We start from the raw sequence: 17,455 nt of genomic DNA on the forward strand, positions 1-17,455 counted from the left end.
GCGGCCACCCTGGCCTCAATCCCCCGTCAGGATCCGGTCGACCAGCTGCCCGACACTCGGCACGAACCCGTTCGAATAGAACGGGTCCTTCTTGAAGTTATACGCCGCATGGCCTGCGAACATCAGATTCTGGTCGATGTCGCCGCCATGCGCGATGTCCTGCAACGTCTTCTGAATGCAGAAGCTGCGCGGGTCGGCGAGGCGTCCGGTCGAGTTGGTCTCGGTATCCGCCCAGCTCGAGAACGAGCATTGCGACAGGCAGCCCATGCAATCGGCCTGGTCCTTGCGGATCATGCCCTTCTCGGTCGGGCTGACGAACACCAGCGTGTTGTCCGGCGTCTTGAGCGCATCGGTATAGCCCTCGCCGAACCACTGCCGTGCACGCAGCAGGTCGTTGCGCGTGACCCAGAAGTTCTTGCCCTTCACGCCGACGTCGAGTTGAAACACATGGTCGCCAGCCTCCTGCGTCGAGAACGCGATCTGACGCTCGGACCTAGCCTCCAACGAGCGCAGGAACGGATTGCGCACTGCCGAGGAATAGAAACCGGTCGGCGAGAACTTGTGCAGCAGCACATCGCCTTCCTCGATCTGAGTCAGCGCGTCCTTCCACCCTTGCGGGATCGGGCTTTCGCGCGTCAGCAAAGGCCGCGTGCCGAACTGAAACGCGATCGTGCCGAGCTCCGGATTGTCGATCCAGTCGTTCCAGTCGCGCAGATACCAGACGCCGCCGGCCATCACGATCGGCACGTCGTCGCTGATGCCGCCTTCGCGCATCACGTCGCGCAATTCCTTCACGCGCGGATACGGGTCCTGCGGCTTCAATGGATCCTCGGCATTCGACAGGCCGTTATGCCCGCCTGCGAGCCACGGGTCCTCGTACACCACCGCGGCGAGCCACTCGGCCGCCTTCGAATACGCCCGCTTCCACAGCGCACGGAACGCACGGCCGGAACTGACGATCGGCAGGTAGCTGACGCCGTAGGACGCGGTGATCTCGGACAGCTTGTACGGCATGCCCGCACCGCACGTGACGCCGGCAACCTTGCCGCGCGTGCGCTCGAGCACGCCGTGCAGGATCCTCTGCGCGCCGCCCATTTCCCACAGCACGTTGATGTTGATCGCGCCCTTGCCGTCGGCGATCTCGTACGCCCGCTCGACTTGCTGGACCGCGCCCTCGATCGCGTACTGGACGAGTTCCTCGTGCCGGTCGCGTCGCGTCAGCGCCGCATAGACCTGCGGGATGATCTTGCCCTCGGGATCGTAGCTGTCGGCGTTGACCGCCGAGACGGTGCCGATGCCCCCGGCGGCAGCCCAGGCGCCGGCCGACGCGTGATTGGTCGCGGCAACGCCCTTGCCGCCCTCAACCAGAGGCCAGACTTCCCGACCGTTATAGACGATAGGCTTCAGGCCCTTGAACACGACGTCACCTCTCCCGGAAAATACGGCCCCCTATATCGCAAGGACGCAGCGCGCGAGCAATATTACGACCTAGGTTAGCGCACCCGGACGGTTCAGGGCATCTTCGTACAGCGCGCGATAGCGAGCGATCATAACCTCTTCGTCGAATTCTGCGCGCGCCTTGGCCTGGTTCGCGGCACCGACCGAGGCGCGCAAGGCGGGATCGGCGACCAGCGCCTGCAACGCATCGCGCAACCGAACCTCATTGGCGATCTCGGTAACGAACGGCAAATTCTCGGGCGAGACCATCCGCGTAATGTCACCGACCGGATAGCTTGCGATCGGCAAGCCCGCAGCCATCGCCTCGACCACCGAGATCGGAAACTGCTCGCTCCGCGACGACACCGCGAGCATGTCGAAATGGCCGATATAGCGGTAAGGGCGATCCAAGAATCCTGGCAGGACCAACTTGTCCGCCATCCCCATCGCCGCGGCGGCCTGGATAATGTTCGCGCGCTCCGGCCCTTCCCCGACGATCACGAGACGTATGCGACCCGACACGCCGCCGACCGCGCGAACGAGCGCGGTAAGGTCCTTCACCTCGCGCAGACCCGCAAGCGCGCCGATCACGACTTCCTTGGCGTTGGGCGTAAACCCCGGGATCGCCTTCGGCTCGGGCTTCTGCGCATAATAGGCGGTGCCGATCCCGTTGACGATCCGGTGCACGCGGTCGCGCGGCTGCTTCCAAGTCTTCAGCGCGATGCCTTCGAGCACCTCGGACGGCACCGCCAACGCATGCGCAGCGCCCAGCGCCAGCCGCCGATAGATGTTGCGCTCGATCTTGAGCCCGCTAGCCTCGTCCGCGTTGAAGCCATCCTCGTGATGCACCAGCGGCGGCGAACCTTTCGCGAACGCGCGCCGCGCCATCGCCCCGTCGATCGCACCCCAGTTGTACGTCAGCACCAGGTCGAACCGCCGCATATACTGCGCTATCGCCTCGTAGCGCGCGACCGAAGGCTTGCCCGTCAGCGGCGGCGGGTTCTGCGCGATCTCGTAGCGCACCCCCTTCGCGATCGAGTCCCGCGCGCTCAGGGCGTCCGGCACGCCCGACACGATGGTATGCTTCGCGCGGTCCCCGAACGCATTCATCAACCGAACCGCCCGCGCCTCCTTCCCGCCTAGGTCGAACGAGGAGTGGAGGTGGAGGATGTTGACGGGAGCGGCCATGCCCGACGCGATGCCGATTTTCACGAGCGCTTTCAAGGGCGCGTGCGGACTTACCGTGCGCGAGCGCTGCCAACACGACTACCTTCGATACAGTATTGCCGTCGAATCGGACCATTCGCCTAAGTCTTTATATCGATAGCCAAGCGGAACGGACAATGTTCGAATTGAGTTGGATGTGACGCCACCCGTAAAACAGTTGGACCGGAATACCGGCAACAAAAGGATGACCGTTATGGCTGCCTATGATTTCGATCCAAAACAGATCCAGAGTGCTCTCGATGCCGCTTCGCAACACGCAAAGTCGGCCAATATTGCTTCGGTTAGTGCGGAGACCGACGTTTCCAATGGCGGTGCATTGGTACTGGCCGGCGGGTGCATCAGCGTCACGGTCAACAACGGCCAGGTCTGCGTCAATCTGCCGCTAGGGTTCGGCTCGATCTGCCTGCCCATTCCGTCGATCTTCCCCAGCGGAACCGCAGCGCAGGCTTGCCTCGACATCTGCACGACATGGGGCATCCCTACCGGCGTGAAGGTCACGATCTCGGTCGCCGGCCATGTCGTCGTTTCGAAGTCGTTCGGCCGATGCTGACCCGACTTTCCAGGAGGGAGGCCGCACACTGCGGCCTCCCTCCTGGCTAGCGCTCAACCGGCGAACACGGCCTTCGCGATATGCGTGATCCTGCATGCGAGGTCGGCCTCGCCGCTGGCCACCACGTAGAAGTCACCCGCGTCGGCGATGCCCGTCGTGAAGACGACGTTGTCGAGGTACATGCTGTCCTTCAGCGGCTCGGTCAGCGCCGGGTTCGGCTCCAGCAATGCGGTATGCTCGGTCGCCACCGTGATCGACGGATCGTCCTTGTCGAGGATCGACCAATAGGTCCTGTAGATGCCGACCACGCCGGATGGCTCGACGCCGTGCCACAAGGTTAGCCACCCGCGATCGGTCAGGATCGGAGGCGCGCCGCCGCCCATCCGCGCGGTCGCGACGGTGGCAGCGTGTGGCCGGATGCCGGGCTTGTCGTGCGGCTTCCAGTGAAGCGCATCGGGTGAGCGCGACAGGTTGATCGACGGCCCGCTGCGCCATTCGCTGCCTGGTGGATAGGCGAAATACAGGTCGCCGAGCGGCCGGGTCTGCGCCCAATACTGCCCGTCGATCAGGCCTTCGAAGATCAGCATGTCCTTGTTCTGATGGTCGAGGACGATCCCTTCGAGCTGCCACTCGAGCGCGTCGGCGGACGAATACAACGTCGTTGAATGCCGCTCCGGGCTGACCGAACACGTCGTCATCAGATAGCGGTCGCCGACCTTTGATATCCGCGCATCCTCGACGCCGTAGCATTGGTACGACGTTCGCGGCGCGATCGCCCTGTCGTAATGCACAGCGACGACCGATCGTCCCTCGGCATCCAGCTCGACCGGCAGCAGCCACGACAAAGACGTCAATGCCATCACCTTCCACCCGCCCCCAGGGATCAGAAACTTCCGCGGATCCTTGGTATCCACCATCTGCAACGGCCAAGCATCGAGCAGATAGGCGCCGTCCTGCCAGCGGATCGCGTGGACATTGCCGTTCTTGACCGGCTGCTTAAGCGCTTCGGCAACGCGGACCATTAGCAGCAGATTACCGTTCGCCAGCCGCGTCATCCCGGGATTGAACGCGCCGAGCACATAGGTTTCCGCGCCGACCTTCCCCGCCAGCGGCGAGCGCGACAGGTCGATGTCGGCGGGGGTGAAGACGAGCTGATCGAACATGCTATTCTCCTTGGTGAGTATGCCGTATTCCCTCGCGAAAGCGGGGCCCCGGGGTCATGAATGCCGCCCTATGGTATCCTGGGCTCCCGCCTTCGCGGGAGAACTAGGAGGGAAGATCATTCCCCCTCAAGCGCGCGCGGAACGATAACGATCTGCTGGATTACCGATCGCGTCGGCTGGGTAAGCAGGAACTCGACCCCTGCCGCGATGTCCTCGCCACGCAGCATCTGCTCCGCCTCGATCATCTGGCGCTGCTTGTCGTCGGGCACGTCGGGATATTGCATGTCCGACCCGACCTTGCCCGGCTCGATTAGCGAAACCCGGATCCCCTTCGGACCCAGTTCCCGCCGCAATGCTTCGGAAAAACCCGCGATGCCAGACTTGATGCCGGCGTACACCGTCGAGCTTGGCCCGAGGATATGCGCGCTCAGCGAGCCAATGATGACCATGTCGCCGATCGGCGTCATCCGGTTTGCGGCATGATGCGCACTGAGCAGGTACGCGGTAAAATCGACCGCGATCGCGTAGCGAAGCTCGTCCTCGCTCATCTGCGTAAGGCCACCCGCCGCGACTGCCGCGTTGATGACGGTGATGTCGAACCCGCCGAGATACGCCTCGCCTGCATCAAAGAACGCGCGGACCTTGTCGGGATCGGCGAGTTCGGTGATCATCCCGTCGCCCTCGCCGACCTGTCGGATGTGCGCGAGCGCATCCTGCAGATACCGCTCGTCGCGCCCACAGATATAGACCTTGGCACCGTTCGCCGCGAGCATCACCGCGATCGCCCGGCCGATCCCCGTCGTACCCCCGGTAATGATCGCGCGACGACCCTTCAGCGGGCGGGCAGTCGTGTGGAGGTCGGCGCGTTCGGTCATCAAGTTTCCCGGCTTGTCAGTAAGGTCGACGCCAAACGCGCAGTCCCAGCCGGATGTCCCTAAGCGCGGATCGCCGCCCCCTCAAGCGCGCGCGCCAGCAACCGGTCGATCGGCTCCTGCAGCATCGTCTCGCTCAATGTCGGCGCGTGGCCGACACCCGGCACCGTCACCAGTTCCGCCTGATCGAGCGATGCCGCCATCCGCTCGGCCGTCGCCGCTGACAACAGGTCAGATCGCCCCCCGCGCACGATCAACGTCGGCACCTCACGCAGCGAGCCGAGCGCCTGCCACATGTCCGGCCCCGCCTCGTTCCCCGGCACGCGAAACGGTTCGGCGATCTTCAGATCATAGTCGAGCACGACCCGACCCGAACTGTTGAGCCGGTACAGCCGCTTTGCCATCGCCAGCCAGTCCTCGATCTGCCAGTCGGGATAGACGTCGGCGTTGTTCTCGGAAACGCAGCGGGCTGCATGCATCCAGGTTGGGAACACGCTCGCCTTGCCGACATAGCCGCGGATCCGCGACAGGCCCTGCGCGTCGATCTCCGGCCCAACGTCGTTGAGCAACGCCGCCATCATTCGACCGCGCGATGGCCCGGCCATCAGCATCGTCACGATGCCGCCCAGCGACGTGCCGAATGCGATGTACCGATCGATACCCTGGTCGGTCAGCAACGCCTCGACGTCCTGCACGTACGTCAGCGGGACGTACGACATCGGATCTTTCGCATACGCGCTCTCGCCGCGCCCACGAAAGTCCACCGCGATCAGCCGCCAGCGCCCCGCCAGCCTGGCCGCCAACGCATCGAAATCGCGCGCATTACGCGTCAGCCCCGCCATGCAAATGATCGGAGGCTGCCCTTCCGCGCCCCCCGGATAGTCCCTCGCGTGGAGCCGAAGCCCGTCGTTGGACCACCAATAGAGGTTTTCGTAAGCGGCCATGGTTGCGTCCTTCGGGTAGCGGCCACCATATCGCCGCATGCCTATCTCCCCGCAAGCCTATCGCCCCGAAGCAAAGCTCCTTGAGCTCGGCGAGGGCTTCTTCGATCCCGTCGCGCCTGCGGACTTCCCCGATACGCGAACCCGTTTCCGCAACGATCGCGCCGCCGCGCAAATCGGTCTCGACGCGCTGACGGATGACGAATGGACGCGCCATTTCGGCAGGTTCGAGCCGCTCCCCGACACGCTCCCCCAGCCGTTCGCGCTCCGCTATCACGGCCACCAGTTCCGCAATTACAACCCCGATCTCGGCGACGGCCGCGGTTTCACTTTCGCGCAGATGCGCGACGACCGAGGCCGGTTGATGGACCTCGGCACGAAGGGATCGGGCCAGACCCCGTGGAGCCGCGCCGGCGACGGCCGCCTCACGCTCAAGGGCGGTGTCCGCGAAATCCTCGCGACCGAGATGCTGGAAGCGCTCAACGTGCCGACTTCGCGCACGCTGTCGCTGATCGAGACCGGCGAAGAACTCCAGCGCGGCGACGAGCCAAGCCCGACGCGCTCCGCCGTCCTCGTCCGCCTAAACCACAGTCACGTCCGCATCGGCAGCTTCCAGCGCCTCGCCTACCACCGCGACGAAGCAGCTTTACGCAAGCTCGTCGGCTACACGCTGCGCAACCTCTACGACGAGGACAACGACGATCCGGTCCGCCTGCTCGACCTCGTCGTCGGTCGCACCGCGCGTCTCGCGGCGCGCTACATGGCGGCGGGCTTCGTCCACGGCGTGCTCAATTCGGACAACATCAACGTCACCGGGGAGAGCTTCGACTACGGCCCGTGGCGGTTCGCCCCGACCTGGGACCCGGCCTTCACCGCCGCTTATTTCGACCATCAGGGGCTCTACGCGTTCGGCCGCCAGCCCGAGGCAATTCACTGGGACGTGATGCAACTCGCCGTCGCGCTGCGCCATATCGCCGAGAGCGACCCGCTGGTGGCGGCACTCGACCAATTCGGCCCGCGCTACCAATCCGAGGTCACGCAGGCGATCCTCTGGCGCCTCGGCGTCCGCCCGCGCGATCCGGACACCGACCGCGACCTCGTCCAGGCCACCGAACGCGCGCTCCGTACTTCAAGCGTCGGTATTGACCGCTTCTTCTTCGATGCGTTCGGTGGGGAGTTGCCCGGCACCTACGACGAACCCTGGGCCGAAGTCCGCGCCGCAGTCGCGTCATACGAACCCCGGAAAGACCGCTCGCACCCCTATTGGTCGGGCGAGCCATGCAGCATGCTCATCGACGAGGTCGAAGCGATTTGGGCCCCGATCGCCGGGCACGACGACTGGACAGCACTAAATACAAAAGTGGCCGTGATCCGCGGCATGAGCCAGGCATTAGCCGATTAATTGGAATCAAACCCGATTTGGGGCAAGAGCGGCACCATGTCCGACGAGATCATCTCCTACGAGCCAGCCACCGGTGCGGTCCTCTGGCGCCACCCGATTGGCGACGTCGATGCCGAAGTCGCCTGTGCACGCGCCGGCTGGTCGAACTGGGCATCGAAACCACTCGCCTTCCGGATCGAGACGATGCGGCGCTTCGCCAACATCGTCCGCCAGCGCAACGACGCCTTTACCGACCTGATCGCACGCGAAACCGGCAAGCCGATCTGGGAAGCGCGCGGCGAGGTCGAGACGGTCATCGCCAAGGTCGACATCTCGGTCAGCGCCTATGCCGACCGCACAGCGCAACGTCGCCTGGAAGCAACGATGGGATCGCGGATCGCCGTCCGCCACAAGCCGCACGGCGTGCTGGCCGTGCTCGGGCCGTACAACTTCCCCGCGCATCTGCCCAACGGCCACATTGTCCCCGCGCTGATCGCCGGCAACGCGGTCGTCTTCAAGCCATCCGAAAAGACTCCCGCCGTCGGCGCGTTCCTTGTCGAATGTTTCCGCGCCGCCGGCGTCCCGCCCGAGTGTATCCGCCTCGTCATCGGTGGCCCCAACGAGGGTAAGGCGCTCGCCGCGCACCCCGATATCGACGGGCTGCTGTTCACCGGCTCGGCGCGCACTGGCCTCGCGCTCAACCGCGCGTTCGCCGACAAGCCCGAGAAGATCCTCGCGCTCGAGATGGGCGGCAACAATCCGATCGTCGTCTGGGACGCGCCCGACCTGCACACCGCCGCGGTGCTCATCATCCAATCGGCCTTCACCACCGCCGGCCAGCGTTGCACCGCCGCGCGCCGGCTGATCGTTGACACGAAGCTGTACGACCCGCTGGTCGCCACGCTCGACAAGATGGTCGGCCGGATCATTGTCGGCGAACCGCATGCGAACCCGGCGCCGTTCATGGGCCCGGTGATCGACAACGAAGCCGCCGAGCAGCTGACCGAAAGCTTCCTCGAACTGCTCACGCGCGGCGGCCGCCCGATCCGCCATCTCGAACGCCCGGTCGAGGACCTGCCGTTCCTGAAGCCCGCACTGATCGACGTCACGGACATCGCCGACCGCCCCGATATCGAGCTGTTCGGCCCGATCCTACAGGTCGTTCGCGTCGACGATTTCGACGCCGCGATCGCCGAGGCGAACAACACGCGCTACGGCCTGTCCGCCTCGCTGATCAGCCAGACGCCCGCGCTCTACGACCGCTTCTGGGCGAACATCCGCGCCGGCATCGTCAACTGGAACAAGCCGACCAATGGTGCCTCGAGCGGAGCGCCGTTCGGCGGCATCGGCTGGTCGGGCAATCACCGCCCCAGCGCGTACTACGCAGCCGATTACTGCGCCTATCCGGTCGTCAGCAGCGAGTCCGAAAGCGCGCGTGCGTCAATCGGGATCGGACTTGCCGACGGCTGATCACCTCATAATCTGATCCTCCCCCGCCAGGGGGAGGTGGCTGGCACTTGCCAGACGGAGGGGGAGGTAAGCGATTACGCCTCTTCCGTGTCCTCCCCCTCCGTCGCTACGCGCCACCTCCCCCTGGCGGGTGAGGATCGTCCGGTTCGCCGACAGCCACCTTGATCTACCAGCGCAAAAGCAATCCTACCTCCCGCCAAAGCATCATTCGGTTGCAGCGCAGCGCCCATCCGCCCATCTCCGGTCGCATGGCAAGCCTCCTAGACCCCACCGCCCGCGGGCGCGTCATCCTCGTCGGGGCGGGCCCGGGCGATCCCGGACTTCTAACCGTTCGTGCGGTCGAGGCGTTGAAGACCGCCGACGTCGTCGTGCATGACGGGCTGATCGATCCGCGCGTACTAGACATCGCACCGCCGGGCGCACAGCGGATCTCGGTCGCCAAGCAGCGTGCGCGTCACACGCTGCCGCAGGAGGCGATCAACGCCCTCATCATCGCGCACGTTAAGACCGGCGCGATCGTCATCCGCCTGAAGGGCGGCGATCCGTTCGTGTTCGGCCGCGGCGGCGAAGAGGTCGAGGCGGTCCGCGCTGCCGGTCTGCCCGTTGAAGTCATCCCCGGCGTCTCGTCCGCACTAGGCTGTGCCGCCGAAGCGATGCTCCCCCTCACCCACCGCGATCATTCGAGCGCGGTCAGCTTCGTTGCCGGCCAGTGCAAAGGCCTGACCGAACAGGATTGGTCGGGGCTTGCCGGCCAAGGCCGCACGCTCGTGATCTACATGGGCATCGCCACGGCAACCGAGATCGCAGACAAGCTGATGGCCGACGGCGTCGCCCCCGACATGCCCGTCGCCGTGCTCGAACGCGGCACGCTCAAAGGAAGCCGAGCAATCCGCACGTTGCTCGCCGATCTCGGTGCGATGGTGACGCGCGAGGCGGTGAAAAGCCCGGCAATCATCGTCGTCGGCGAAGTCGTCGAACTCTCCGACGCCGAAGACAAACTCGCCCGCTGGGCCCGCGTAGCAGAGGACGCCGCCGCATGAAGCTGTTGACCGGAAACGACCTTCCCACCGGCGATGTCGTCTGGTGGACCGGCAATGGCTGGTCGCGCCATATCGAGGATGCGGCCGACGTCGGCGTCGCGGGCGAAGCGATCCTCCAGGCGGAGGAAGGCGCACGTCGCGTCAACGTCCCCTATCTGATCGAGGCGACGCAGACCGACGAAGGCCCTCGCCCCGCCCACATCAAGGACCGCATCCGCGCTCTCGGGCCCACGATGCGGCCCGACCTGACCCTCAAACCCGCCGACCCCAACGCCGGCAGCTGGGTAATCTGATATGTATAAATACGACGAATACGACCAGGCGATCGTCGACCAGCGCGTCGACGAGTTCCGCGACCAAGTCCGCCGCCGCCTCTCGGGCGAGCTGACCGAGGACCAGTTCAAGCCGTTGCGGCTGATGAACGGGCTGTACCTCCAGCTGCACGCGTACATGCTGCGCGTGGCGGTGCCGTACGGGACGCTCGACGGCCGCCAGATGCGGATGCTCGGGCATATCGCGCGGAAATACGACCGCGGCTACGGGCACTTCACCACGCGCCAGAACATCCAGTTCAACTGGATACAGCTCGACCAGACCCCGGACATCCTCCAGGAGCTCGCGACGGTCGAGATGCACGCCATCCAGACCAGCGGCAACTGCATCCGCAACATCAGTTCCGACCAGTTCGCCGGCGCCGCCGCGGACGAGGTCGCCGACCCGCGTCCCTGGGCCGAGCTGATCCGGCAGTGGTCGACGTTCCACCCGGAATTCACGTATCTGCCGCGCAAATTCAAGATCTGCGTGATCGCGGCGGATGAGGATCGCGCGGCGATGCGGCTGCACGATATCGGCATCGGGCTGCACGTCCGTGACGGCGAACTCGGCGCGAAGATCTTCGTCGGCGGCGGCATGGGTCGCACGCCGATGATCAGCCACGAGATCCGCGACTTCGTCCCCGCCGACGACCTGATGAGCTATCTCGAGGCGTGCCTGCGCGTCTACAATCGCTACGGCCGGCGCGACAACATCTACAAGGCGCGGATCAAGATCCTGCTCCACGAGATCGGTCCCGACGAATATCGCCGCCAGGTCGAGGAGGAATTCGCCGCGGTGAAGGGGCTTGGCCTCGATCCTCCGCGGGCCGAGCTGGAGCGCATCACCAGCCACTTCGGCGCGCCAGCGTTCGACACGGACGCTGGCACGGACATAGATCGCAGCGACCCCGATTTCGCCGTCTGGCTCGACCAGAACGTCCGCCCCCACAAGCAAGATGGTTACGCTATCGTAACGATCAGCCTGAAGCCGGTCGGCGGCATCCCCGGCGACGCCTCGGCGGACCAGATCGACCTGATGGCCGACCTCGCCGAGCGCTACAGCTTCGACGAACTGCGCGTCACGCACGCCCAGAACATCGTGCTGCCACACGTTCATAGGCGTAACCTTCATAACCTTTGGACCGCGCTGAACGAGGCTGGGCTCGCCGAGGCCAATCTAGACCTGATCAGCGACATCATCGCCTGCCCCGGTCTGGATTATTGCAGCCTCGCCAATGCACGCTCGATCCCGCTCGCGCAGAAGATCGCGACGCGCTTCGGCAGTCTCGATCGCCAGCGCGATCTGGGCGAACTGAAGCTCAAGATCAGCGGCTGCATCAACGCTTGTGGGCATCACCATGCGGGTCACATCGGCATCCTCGGCGTCGACAAGAAGGGCACCGAGAATTACCAGCTATCGCTCGGCGGCTCTGGCGCGGAGGACGTGAGCCTCGCCAAGATCACCGGCCCCGGTTTCTCCGAAGACGGCGTGGTCGACGCGATCGAGCGCGTCACCGACCGGTACCTGCAGGTCCGCGATCCCGGCGAGCGCTTCCTCGACACCTACCGCCGCGTCGGCTTCGAGACGTTCAAGGAGGCGATCTATGGTTGAGTATCCGGACCAGACGCTGCTCCGCTTCCGCGACGACGAGCCGCATGACGAGCCCGCGGTGACGCTCGATTCGTTCATCGGCCAGAGCAACGCGGCAGCCGTGCGCCTGGAGGCGGGCGACGACGCGCGCGCGCTGTTGCCACAGATCGACCAGCTTGCGCTGATCGAGGTGAGCTTTCCGGGCTATCGCGACGGCCGTGGTTATTCGTCCGCGCGGATCCTGCGCGAGGCGGGCTATACCGGCGAACTTCGCGCGCAGGGCGATGTGCTGGTCGATCAGATTCCGCTGATGCGGCGGTGCGGGTTCGACAGCTTCGCACCGCAGGCGCCGATCGACATCGACGTGCTGCGCGCGAGCCTGGAGCGATACGATACGCCGTACCAGAAGGCGGCGGACGGCGCGGTGCCGGTGTGGAAGCTGCGCCATGGGTGAGCCCGCGCGCCAGCTCGACATGATCGACGTCACGCCGGCGTTCACGCGCGCCGATGCGATGGCGATGCAGGAGCGGTTCGAGGGCGTATCCGCGCAGGAGATGCTGTTCGAGCTGCTCGTCGGCGAGTTGCGCGGGCGGATCGCAGCGGTGTCGTCGTTCGGCGCGGAGTCGGCGGTGCTGCTGCACATGGTTTCGCAGGTCGATGTCGATGTGCCGGTGGTGTTCACGAATACGCAAAAGATGTTCGGCGAGACCTTGGCGTACCGTGACGAACTTGCGGAGAGGCTGGGGTTCACGGACCTGCGCGTGTTCCGTCCCGATCCGCGGCTGCTCGCGATCAAGGACAAGACGGGGTTGCGGTGGTCGTACGATCCGGATGGATGCTGCGACCTGCGCAAGGTTGAGCCGTTGCGGCGGGCGCTGGCGCCGTTCGATGCTTGGATTTCGGGGCGAAAGGGGTTTCAGTCCGGGACCCGTACTGCTCTCCCCCGCTTCGAAGAGGACGAGGGGCGGTTGAAGATCAACCCGCTTGCGGATTGGGACAAGGCCAAGCTCGACGCCTATTTCGCCGAGCATGAATTGCCGCGGCATCCGCTGGAGGCACAGGGCTACCTCTCGATCGGCTGCGCGCCGTGCACGACCAAGGTCGCGCCGGGCGAAGACCCGCGTGCCGGCCGCTGGCGCAGTTTCGACAAGGTCGAATGCGGCATCCACGCCCCCACCGATTACGATCCGATGATTTGATCCAATTCCCTCGCCCCTACGGGGAGAGGGAGGGAGGAGCCACTTGGCGACGGAAGGGAGAGGGGCGTTGGGATCCAGGTCCCGAGCCTCACACCCCTCTCCCTTCCCACCGCAAGCGCGGCGGGCCCCTTCCCGCTCCCCGGAGGGGAGAGGGACTCGATGGCTTCAATACTCGGCGAGATCCGAGAACTTGGTGATCGTCGGATCGAACTTCATCCGGACCTTGCCGGTCGCGCCGTGTCGCTGCTTCGCAATGATCAGTTCCGCCAAACCATACACCCGCTCCATCTCCGCCGCCCACGACGCGTGATCCTCGAAGATCTTAGAGCTGTCCCCCTCCGCCGGCCGCTTGGGCTCCTTCGACGCGACGTAATAATCCTCGCGGTACACGAACCACACCATGTCGGCGTCCTGCTCGATCGACCCCGACTCGCGAAGATCCGAGAGCATCGGCGTCTTGTCCTCACGCGATTCCACCGCACGCGACAGCTGCGACAGCGCCAGCACCGGGACGTTCAAGTCCTTTGCCAACGTCTTCAGCCCGCGCGAGATCTCCGAGATTTCCTGGACGCGGTTGCCGTCCTTGCTCTTGCCCGACCCCGACAGCAGCTGGAGGTAATCGACCACCACCAGCCCGATCTCGTTGTTGTGCCGACGCTGCAACCGGCGCACGCGCGTATGCAGTGCGCCGATCGACAGACCGCCGGTATCGTCGATGAACAGCGGCAAATTCTCAAGCTCGGCTGCGGCGGCGGCCAACTGCGCGAACTCGGTGCGGCTGATCTTGCCCATACGGAGCGATTCGGAACTGATCTGCGACTGCTCGGCGAGAATACGCGTCGCGAGCTGATCCGCGGACATCTCCAGCGAGAAGAACGCGACCTTCGCGCCGACCGAGTCCTTCGGCGCGATCCCGTCGGCCATGTCGCGCATCCAGCGCCGCGCGGCATTGAACGCGATGTTGGTGGCGAGCGAGGTCTTGCCCATGCCAGGACGGCCGGCGAGGATCATGAGATCGCTGTGATGCATGCCGCCGATCTTGGCGTTGATCGAATCGATGCCCGTAGTGACGCCCGACAGATTGCCGCCCGAGTTCAGCGCGCGCTCGGCCATCTTGACCGCCGCGGTCGTCGCCTGCGCGAACGACTTCACCGTATTCTCGGAGCCGCCATCCGCCGCGACCTTGAACAGCTCCTCTTCGGCGAGCTCGATCTGTGCGCGCGGGTTGACCTCCTCGGAGGTGTCCATCGCGCGATCGACCAGCGTGCGGCCGACCGACACGAGCGCGCGGAGCATCGCCAGGTCGTAGATCTGCTGCGCGAACTGGCGCGCACCGATCAGCCCCGCGCCGCTACCCGTCAGCCCCGCCAGATACGCCGGCCCGCCAAGCTCGCGCATACCCTCGTCCGCATCGAACATCGGCCGCAGCGTCACCGGCGTTACCAGCATGTCATTGCCACGCAGCGTCTTGATCGCCGCGAAGATGCGCCCGTGAACGGGTTCGAAGAAATGCCCGGGTTCGAGCTTGTCGACGAGATCGTCCGCGAGCCGGTTGTCGATCATCATCGCGCCGAGCATCGCGGCCTCGGCTTCGACGTTGCGGGGAAGCTGCTGCGGTTCGGGGACCGCGGGAACGGGGAATGCGAGAGTTGCCATGCACCGCACCTACGCGATGCGCGCGCGCGCGTCCAAGCAACGTGCGGTGGAATGATGGGGATAAGTCGTTCGTTCTTCTCTCCTCTGCTTCCCCCCTCCCTGGAAGGGAGGGGTCGGGGGTGGGTCGGTCTCCGGATCGTCGAACGGTTGCGGCCAGAGCTGGCCTACCCACCCCCTGCCCCTTTCTTCCAGGGAGGGGAGTCCGTTGTGCTCTTGGCTCCCGGGCGTTCAGACCAAGTGACAGGCGATACGACCCCCGCTATCGAACGCGAATGGCCGACCCGCGGATCATCGACGTGCAACTCGACGAGACCAGTCTCGGCTGGCGCTCGCCCGACGTAGAGCAGGAGCGGCGGATCGCGATCTTCGACCTGATCGAGGGCAATCACTTCGCCCCGCAGCGGGCCTATGCCGACGGTTATGCCGGGCCGTACAAGATCAAGCTCCAGTCGGAGGAAGGCCGCCTCGGCATCCATATCCACCGCGAAGACGACACGCATCTCGAGACTTTGGTGCTCGCGCTCGGGCGCTTCCGCCGGCCGATCCGCGATTACTTCGCGATCTGCGACAGCTACTACCAGGCGATCCGGCAATCCTCCCCCGCCCAGATCGAGACGGTCGACATGGCCCGCCGGGGCGTCCACAACGAAGCTGCCGAGCTGCTCAAGGAGCGTCTCGACGGCAAGATCGAGGTCGATTTCGACACCGCGCGACGGCTGTTCACGCTGATCTGCGTCCTCCACATCCGCAACTAGAAGACCCATGGCTCACGCACTTTTGAAATTCGCGGCCGCGCTGGCCGCGACCGGCTTCGTCGGTATCTGCGGCTGGACCGCGGCAACTGGCTGGCACCCGGACGTCAAGCAATACCCTCTGCAGGGCATCGACCTCGCCGAGAACCCCGGTCCCGTCGAATGGGGCACGGTGCGCGCGAGCGGTGCCGACTTCGCCTATATCGTCGCGACGTCGGGGACCGACCGGCGCGATCCGGCGTTCGAGGCGAATTGGGCGGCGCTGCCCGACGCCGGCCTGCGCCGTGGCGCGGTGCACGTCTATTCCTTGTGCCAGCGCGCGGACGCGCAGGCGAACGCGTTCAACACCTTCGTCCCGCGGACGTCGGACGCGTTGCCGACCGCGGTCGACGTCGCGTTCCACGATGATTGCACCGCGCGGCCGGATCGCGCGACGCTGATCGCCGACATCGCGCAGTTCGTGACGATGGTGGAGACGCACACCCGGCAGCCGGTGATGCTGCGGATCAGCAAGGCGGTGGATTCGAAATACACGCTGTCGGATGCCGTGCCGCGGCCGCTATGGGCGGTGGAGAATATCCTCAAGCCAGACTACACCGCGCGGCCGTGGCGGATGTGGCGGGCAAGCGACTTCCGCCGCATCGACGGGATCGAGGGACCGGTAAATTGGGACGTGGTGGCATCATGAACGAACAAGCAACGCAACTCGTGGCCGCAGCACGCGACGCCTCTCGCAACGCGCACGCGCCCTATTCGCGGTTTGCGGTCGGTGCTGCGGTGTTGCTCGACGACGGTACGGTCATCACGGGCGCGAACTTCGAGAACGCCAGCTACGGCCTGTCGCTGTGTGCCGAGACAGTCGCGATCGCCACCGCCAGCGCCGCAGGGCGGCTCCGCGATATCGTCGCGATCGGCGTAATCGGCGGCGCGATGGACGCAGACGGCCGCGCCACTGGCACGTCCCCCGTCAGTCCCTGTGGGCGCTGTCGCCAGGTCATCAACGAAGCCGCGCAGATGGGCGGCCGCGACCTGCCGGTGCATTGCGGCGCGGCAGAAGGCGATGCGATCCGCACGTATGTCGTATCGGATTTGCTGCCTGACGCGTTCGGCCCGGCGGACCTGGGGGTCAGCTAAGCCGCGCGTCCCACGGGGCCGCCGCCAGCCATTCGCGTACGCCGTTGGATTGCGTGGTATTCGACACGACCAAACAATAGGTCGAGATCCTCGCGGCTGACGTCAAGCGTTTCGCCGAGATCGGCGAGCGCCTTGTCGAGATCTTCGGCCCGGAGCGCGGCTTCGATCGGCGCCGGTACCGCAACGGGCACGCGGTGCGGATAGCTATGTCCTGAAAACCGGTGGAACAGGATTCCGCACGCCGTCAGTATGATGGCGTTCAGCGCGATCGGGACGAGCACGAACGCGAAGCCTGCATCGACGACCGCTGGGCCGCCAACGACCGCGGTCAACGCGACCGCACCGGCGGGCGGATGCAGCGACCGGGTCAGTGACATCATAAGGATCGCTGCGCCGACCGCGATCGGGGCGGCGAGTTCGGGCGCCGGTACGAGCATCCTGACGGCGACCCCGAGCAGCGCGGCGATGATATTGCCGCCAATGACCGACCAGGGCTGTGCCAGCGGGCTCGCCGGTACCGCGAACACGAGGACGGCCGCGGCGCCCATCGGCGCGGCGATCAGCAGGAACGCGCCGTGCGGGTGAACGACCGCCGCACTGATCGCGCTGGTCAGGCCGATGCCCAGCAGCGCGCCCAGGCAGGCCCGGAGTCGATCCCTGAGGTTTCCCCCTGCGAGAATAGGATCGAAGAGTTTGCGCATGCGAGACACCCGGTGGACAATGCCTGG

Annotated in this window: 18 protein-coding genes; 11 read left to right on the forward strand and 7 right to left on the reverse strand. The window is 65.5% G+C overall.

Annotation, left to right across the window (positions count from 1 at the left end; translation table 11 throughout):
- Positions 1 to 15 precede the first annotated feature (15 nt).
- A complete protein-coding gene (locus C8J25_RS14695; RefSeq protein WP_056063082.1) occupies positions 16 to 1,419 on the reverse strand; it encodes an NAD(P)H-dependent flavin oxidoreductase in 1,404 nt (467 codons plus the stop codon).
- 69 nt (positions 1,420 to 1,488) lie between these two features.
- Complete coding sequence (locus C8J25_RS14700; RefSeq protein ID WP_107955350.1) at positions 1,489 to 2,625, reverse strand: glycosyltransferase; 1,137 nt, start codon at positions 2,623 to 2,625, stop codon at positions 1,489 to 1,491.
- A 232-nt stretch (positions 2,626 to 2,857) separates the two neighbouring features.
- On the opposite strand from C8J25_RS14700, the gene C8J25_RS14705 reads away from it, so the two are divergent.
- A complete protein-coding gene (locus tag C8J25_RS14705) occupies positions 2,858 to 3,214 on the forward strand; it encodes a hypothetical protein (RefSeq protein WP_133019117.1) in 357 nt (118 codons plus the stop codon).
- 53 nt (positions 3,215 to 3,267) lie between these two features.
- On the opposite strand, the gene C8J25_RS14710 is transcribed toward C8J25_RS14705, so the two are convergent.
- The 3 genes from C8J25_RS14710 to C8J25_RS14720 form a co-directional block, all read right to left on the reverse strand.
- The gene (locus tag C8J25_RS14710; RefSeq protein WP_107955129.1) at positions 3,268 to 4,377 is read right to left on the reverse strand and encodes a glycoside hydrolase family 130 protein; all 1,110 of its coding nucleotides are present in this window, start codon (positions 4,375 to 4,377) and stop codon (positions 3,268 to 3,270) included.
- A 116-nt stretch (positions 4,378 to 4,493) separates the two neighbouring features.
- The gene (locus tag C8J25_RS14715; RefSeq protein WP_107955131.1) at positions 4,494 to 5,252 is read right to left on the reverse strand and encodes an SDR family oxidoreductase; all 759 of its coding nucleotides are present in this window, start codon (positions 5,250 to 5,252) and stop codon (positions 4,494 to 4,496) included.
- A 59-nt stretch (positions 5,253 to 5,311) separates the two neighbouring features.
- Positions 5,312 to 6,193: an alpha/beta fold hydrolase gene (locus tag C8J25_RS14720; RefSeq protein WP_107955351.1), complete on the reverse strand. Its 882-nt coding sequence runs from the start codon at positions 6,191 to 6,193 to the stop codon at positions 5,312 to 5,314.
- Positions 6,194 to 6,230: 37 nt separating this feature from the next.
- On the opposite strand from C8J25_RS14720, the gene C8J25_RS14725 reads away from it, so the two are divergent.
- The 7 genes from C8J25_RS14725 to C8J25_RS14755 all read left to right on the forward strand — a co-directional run bounded on the left by C8J25_RS14725 (position 6,231) and on the right by C8J25_RS14755 (position 13,185).
- On the forward strand, positions 6,231 to 7,592 hold the full coding sequence (locus tag C8J25_RS14725; RefSeq protein WP_107955133.1) for a protein adenylyltransferase SelO family protein: 1,362 nt from the start codon (positions 6,231 to 6,233) through the stop codon (positions 7,590 to 7,592).
- A 36-nt stretch (positions 7,593 to 7,628) separates the two neighbouring features.
- On the forward strand, positions 7,629 to 9,041 hold the full coding sequence (gene astD, locus C8J25_RS14730; protein ID WP_107955135.1) for a succinylglutamate-semialdehyde dehydrogenase: 1,413 nt from the start codon (positions 7,629 to 7,631) through the stop codon (positions 9,039 to 9,041).
- Between the two features lie 248 nt (positions 9,042 to 9,289).
- Positions 9,290 to 10,081: a uroporphyrinogen-III C-methyltransferase gene (gene cobA, locus C8J25_RS14735; RefSeq protein WP_107955137.1), complete on the forward strand. Its 792-nt coding sequence runs from the start codon at positions 9,290 to 9,292 to the stop codon at positions 10,079 to 10,081.
- On the forward strand, positions 10,078 to 10,374 hold the full coding sequence (locus C8J25_RS14740; protein WP_107955139.1) for a DUF2849 domain-containing protein: 297 nt from the start codon (positions 10,078 to 10,080) through the stop codon (positions 10,372 to 10,374). The genes cobA and C8J25_RS14740 overlap by 4 nt, the downstream gene beginning before the upstream one ends.
- Before the next feature lies 1 nt (position 10,375).
- The gene (locus C8J25_RS14745) at positions 10,376 to 12,007 is read left to right on the forward strand and encodes a nitrite/sulfite reductase (protein WP_107955141.1); all 1,632 of its coding nucleotides are present in this window, start codon (positions 10,376 to 10,378) and stop codon (positions 12,005 to 12,007) included.
- On the forward strand, positions 12,000 to 12,440 hold the full coding sequence (locus tag C8J25_RS14750) for a DUF934 domain-containing protein (protein WP_056050673.1): 441 nt from the start codon (positions 12,000 to 12,002) through the stop codon (positions 12,438 to 12,440). The genes C8J25_RS14745 and C8J25_RS14750 overlap by 8 nt, the downstream gene beginning before the upstream one ends.
- Positions 12,433 to 13,185 carry a phosphoadenylyl-sulfate reductase gene (locus tag C8J25_RS14755; protein ID WP_107955143.1) on the forward strand — a complete coding sequence of 251 codons (753 nt, stop codon included), beginning with the start codon at positions 12,433 to 12,435 and terminating at the stop codon, positions 13,183 to 13,185. Before C8J25_RS14750 ends, C8J25_RS14755 begins: the two co-directional genes overlap by 8 nt.
- Before the next feature lie 165 nt (positions 13,186 to 13,350).
- On the opposite strand, the gene C8J25_RS14760 is transcribed toward C8J25_RS14755, so the two are convergent.
- Positions 13,351 to 14,841, reverse strand: a complete 1,491-nt coding sequence (locus C8J25_RS14760) for a replicative DNA helicase (protein ID WP_056050676.1) — start codon at positions 14,839 to 14,841, stop codon at positions 13,351 to 13,353.
- A 272-nt stretch (positions 14,842 to 15,113) separates the two neighbouring features.
- Between C8J25_RS14760 and C8J25_RS14765 the strand changes: the two genes are divergently transcribed.
- Genes C8J25_RS14765 through C8J25_RS14775 form a run of 3 tightly spaced genes read left to right on the forward strand, consistent with a single transcriptional unit; the run spans position 15,114 to position 16,727 of the window.
- Positions 15,114 to 15,596, forward strand: coding sequence for a UPF0262 family protein (locus tag C8J25_RS14765; protein ID WP_056050677.1), 483 nt, complete (start codon positions 15,114 to 15,116; stop codon positions 15,594 to 15,596).
- A gap of 7 nt (positions 15,597 to 15,603) precedes the next feature.
- Positions 15,604 to 16,281 carry a glycoside hydrolase family 25 protein gene (locus C8J25_RS14770; RefSeq protein WP_107955145.1) on the forward strand — a complete coding sequence of 226 codons (678 nt, stop codon included), beginning with the start codon at positions 15,604 to 15,606 and terminating at the stop codon, positions 16,279 to 16,281.
- Entirely contained in the window at positions 16,278 to 16,727 is a 450-nt protein-coding gene (locus C8J25_RS14775; protein WP_107955148.1) for a cytidine deaminase, read from the forward strand. The genes C8J25_RS14770 and C8J25_RS14775 overlap by 4 nt, the downstream gene beginning before the upstream one ends.
- Here C8J25_RS14775 and C8J25_RS14780 read toward each other — a convergent pair.
- The gene (locus tag C8J25_RS14780; protein ID WP_107955150.1) at positions 16,724 to 17,428 is read right to left on the reverse strand and encodes an HPP family protein; all 705 of its coding nucleotides are present in this window, start codon (positions 17,426 to 17,428) and stop codon (positions 16,724 to 16,726) included. The two genes, C8J25_RS14775 and C8J25_RS14780, sit on opposite strands and share 4 nt — an antisense overlap.
- Between the last annotated feature and the right edge of the window lie 27 nt (positions 17,429 to 17,455).

The sequence above is a fragment of the Sphingomonas faeni genome, from assembly GCF_003053745.1.
Classification (GTDB): domain Bacteria; phylum Pseudomonadota; class Alphaproteobacteria; order Sphingomonadales; family Sphingomonadaceae; genus Sphingomonas; species Sphingomonas faeni.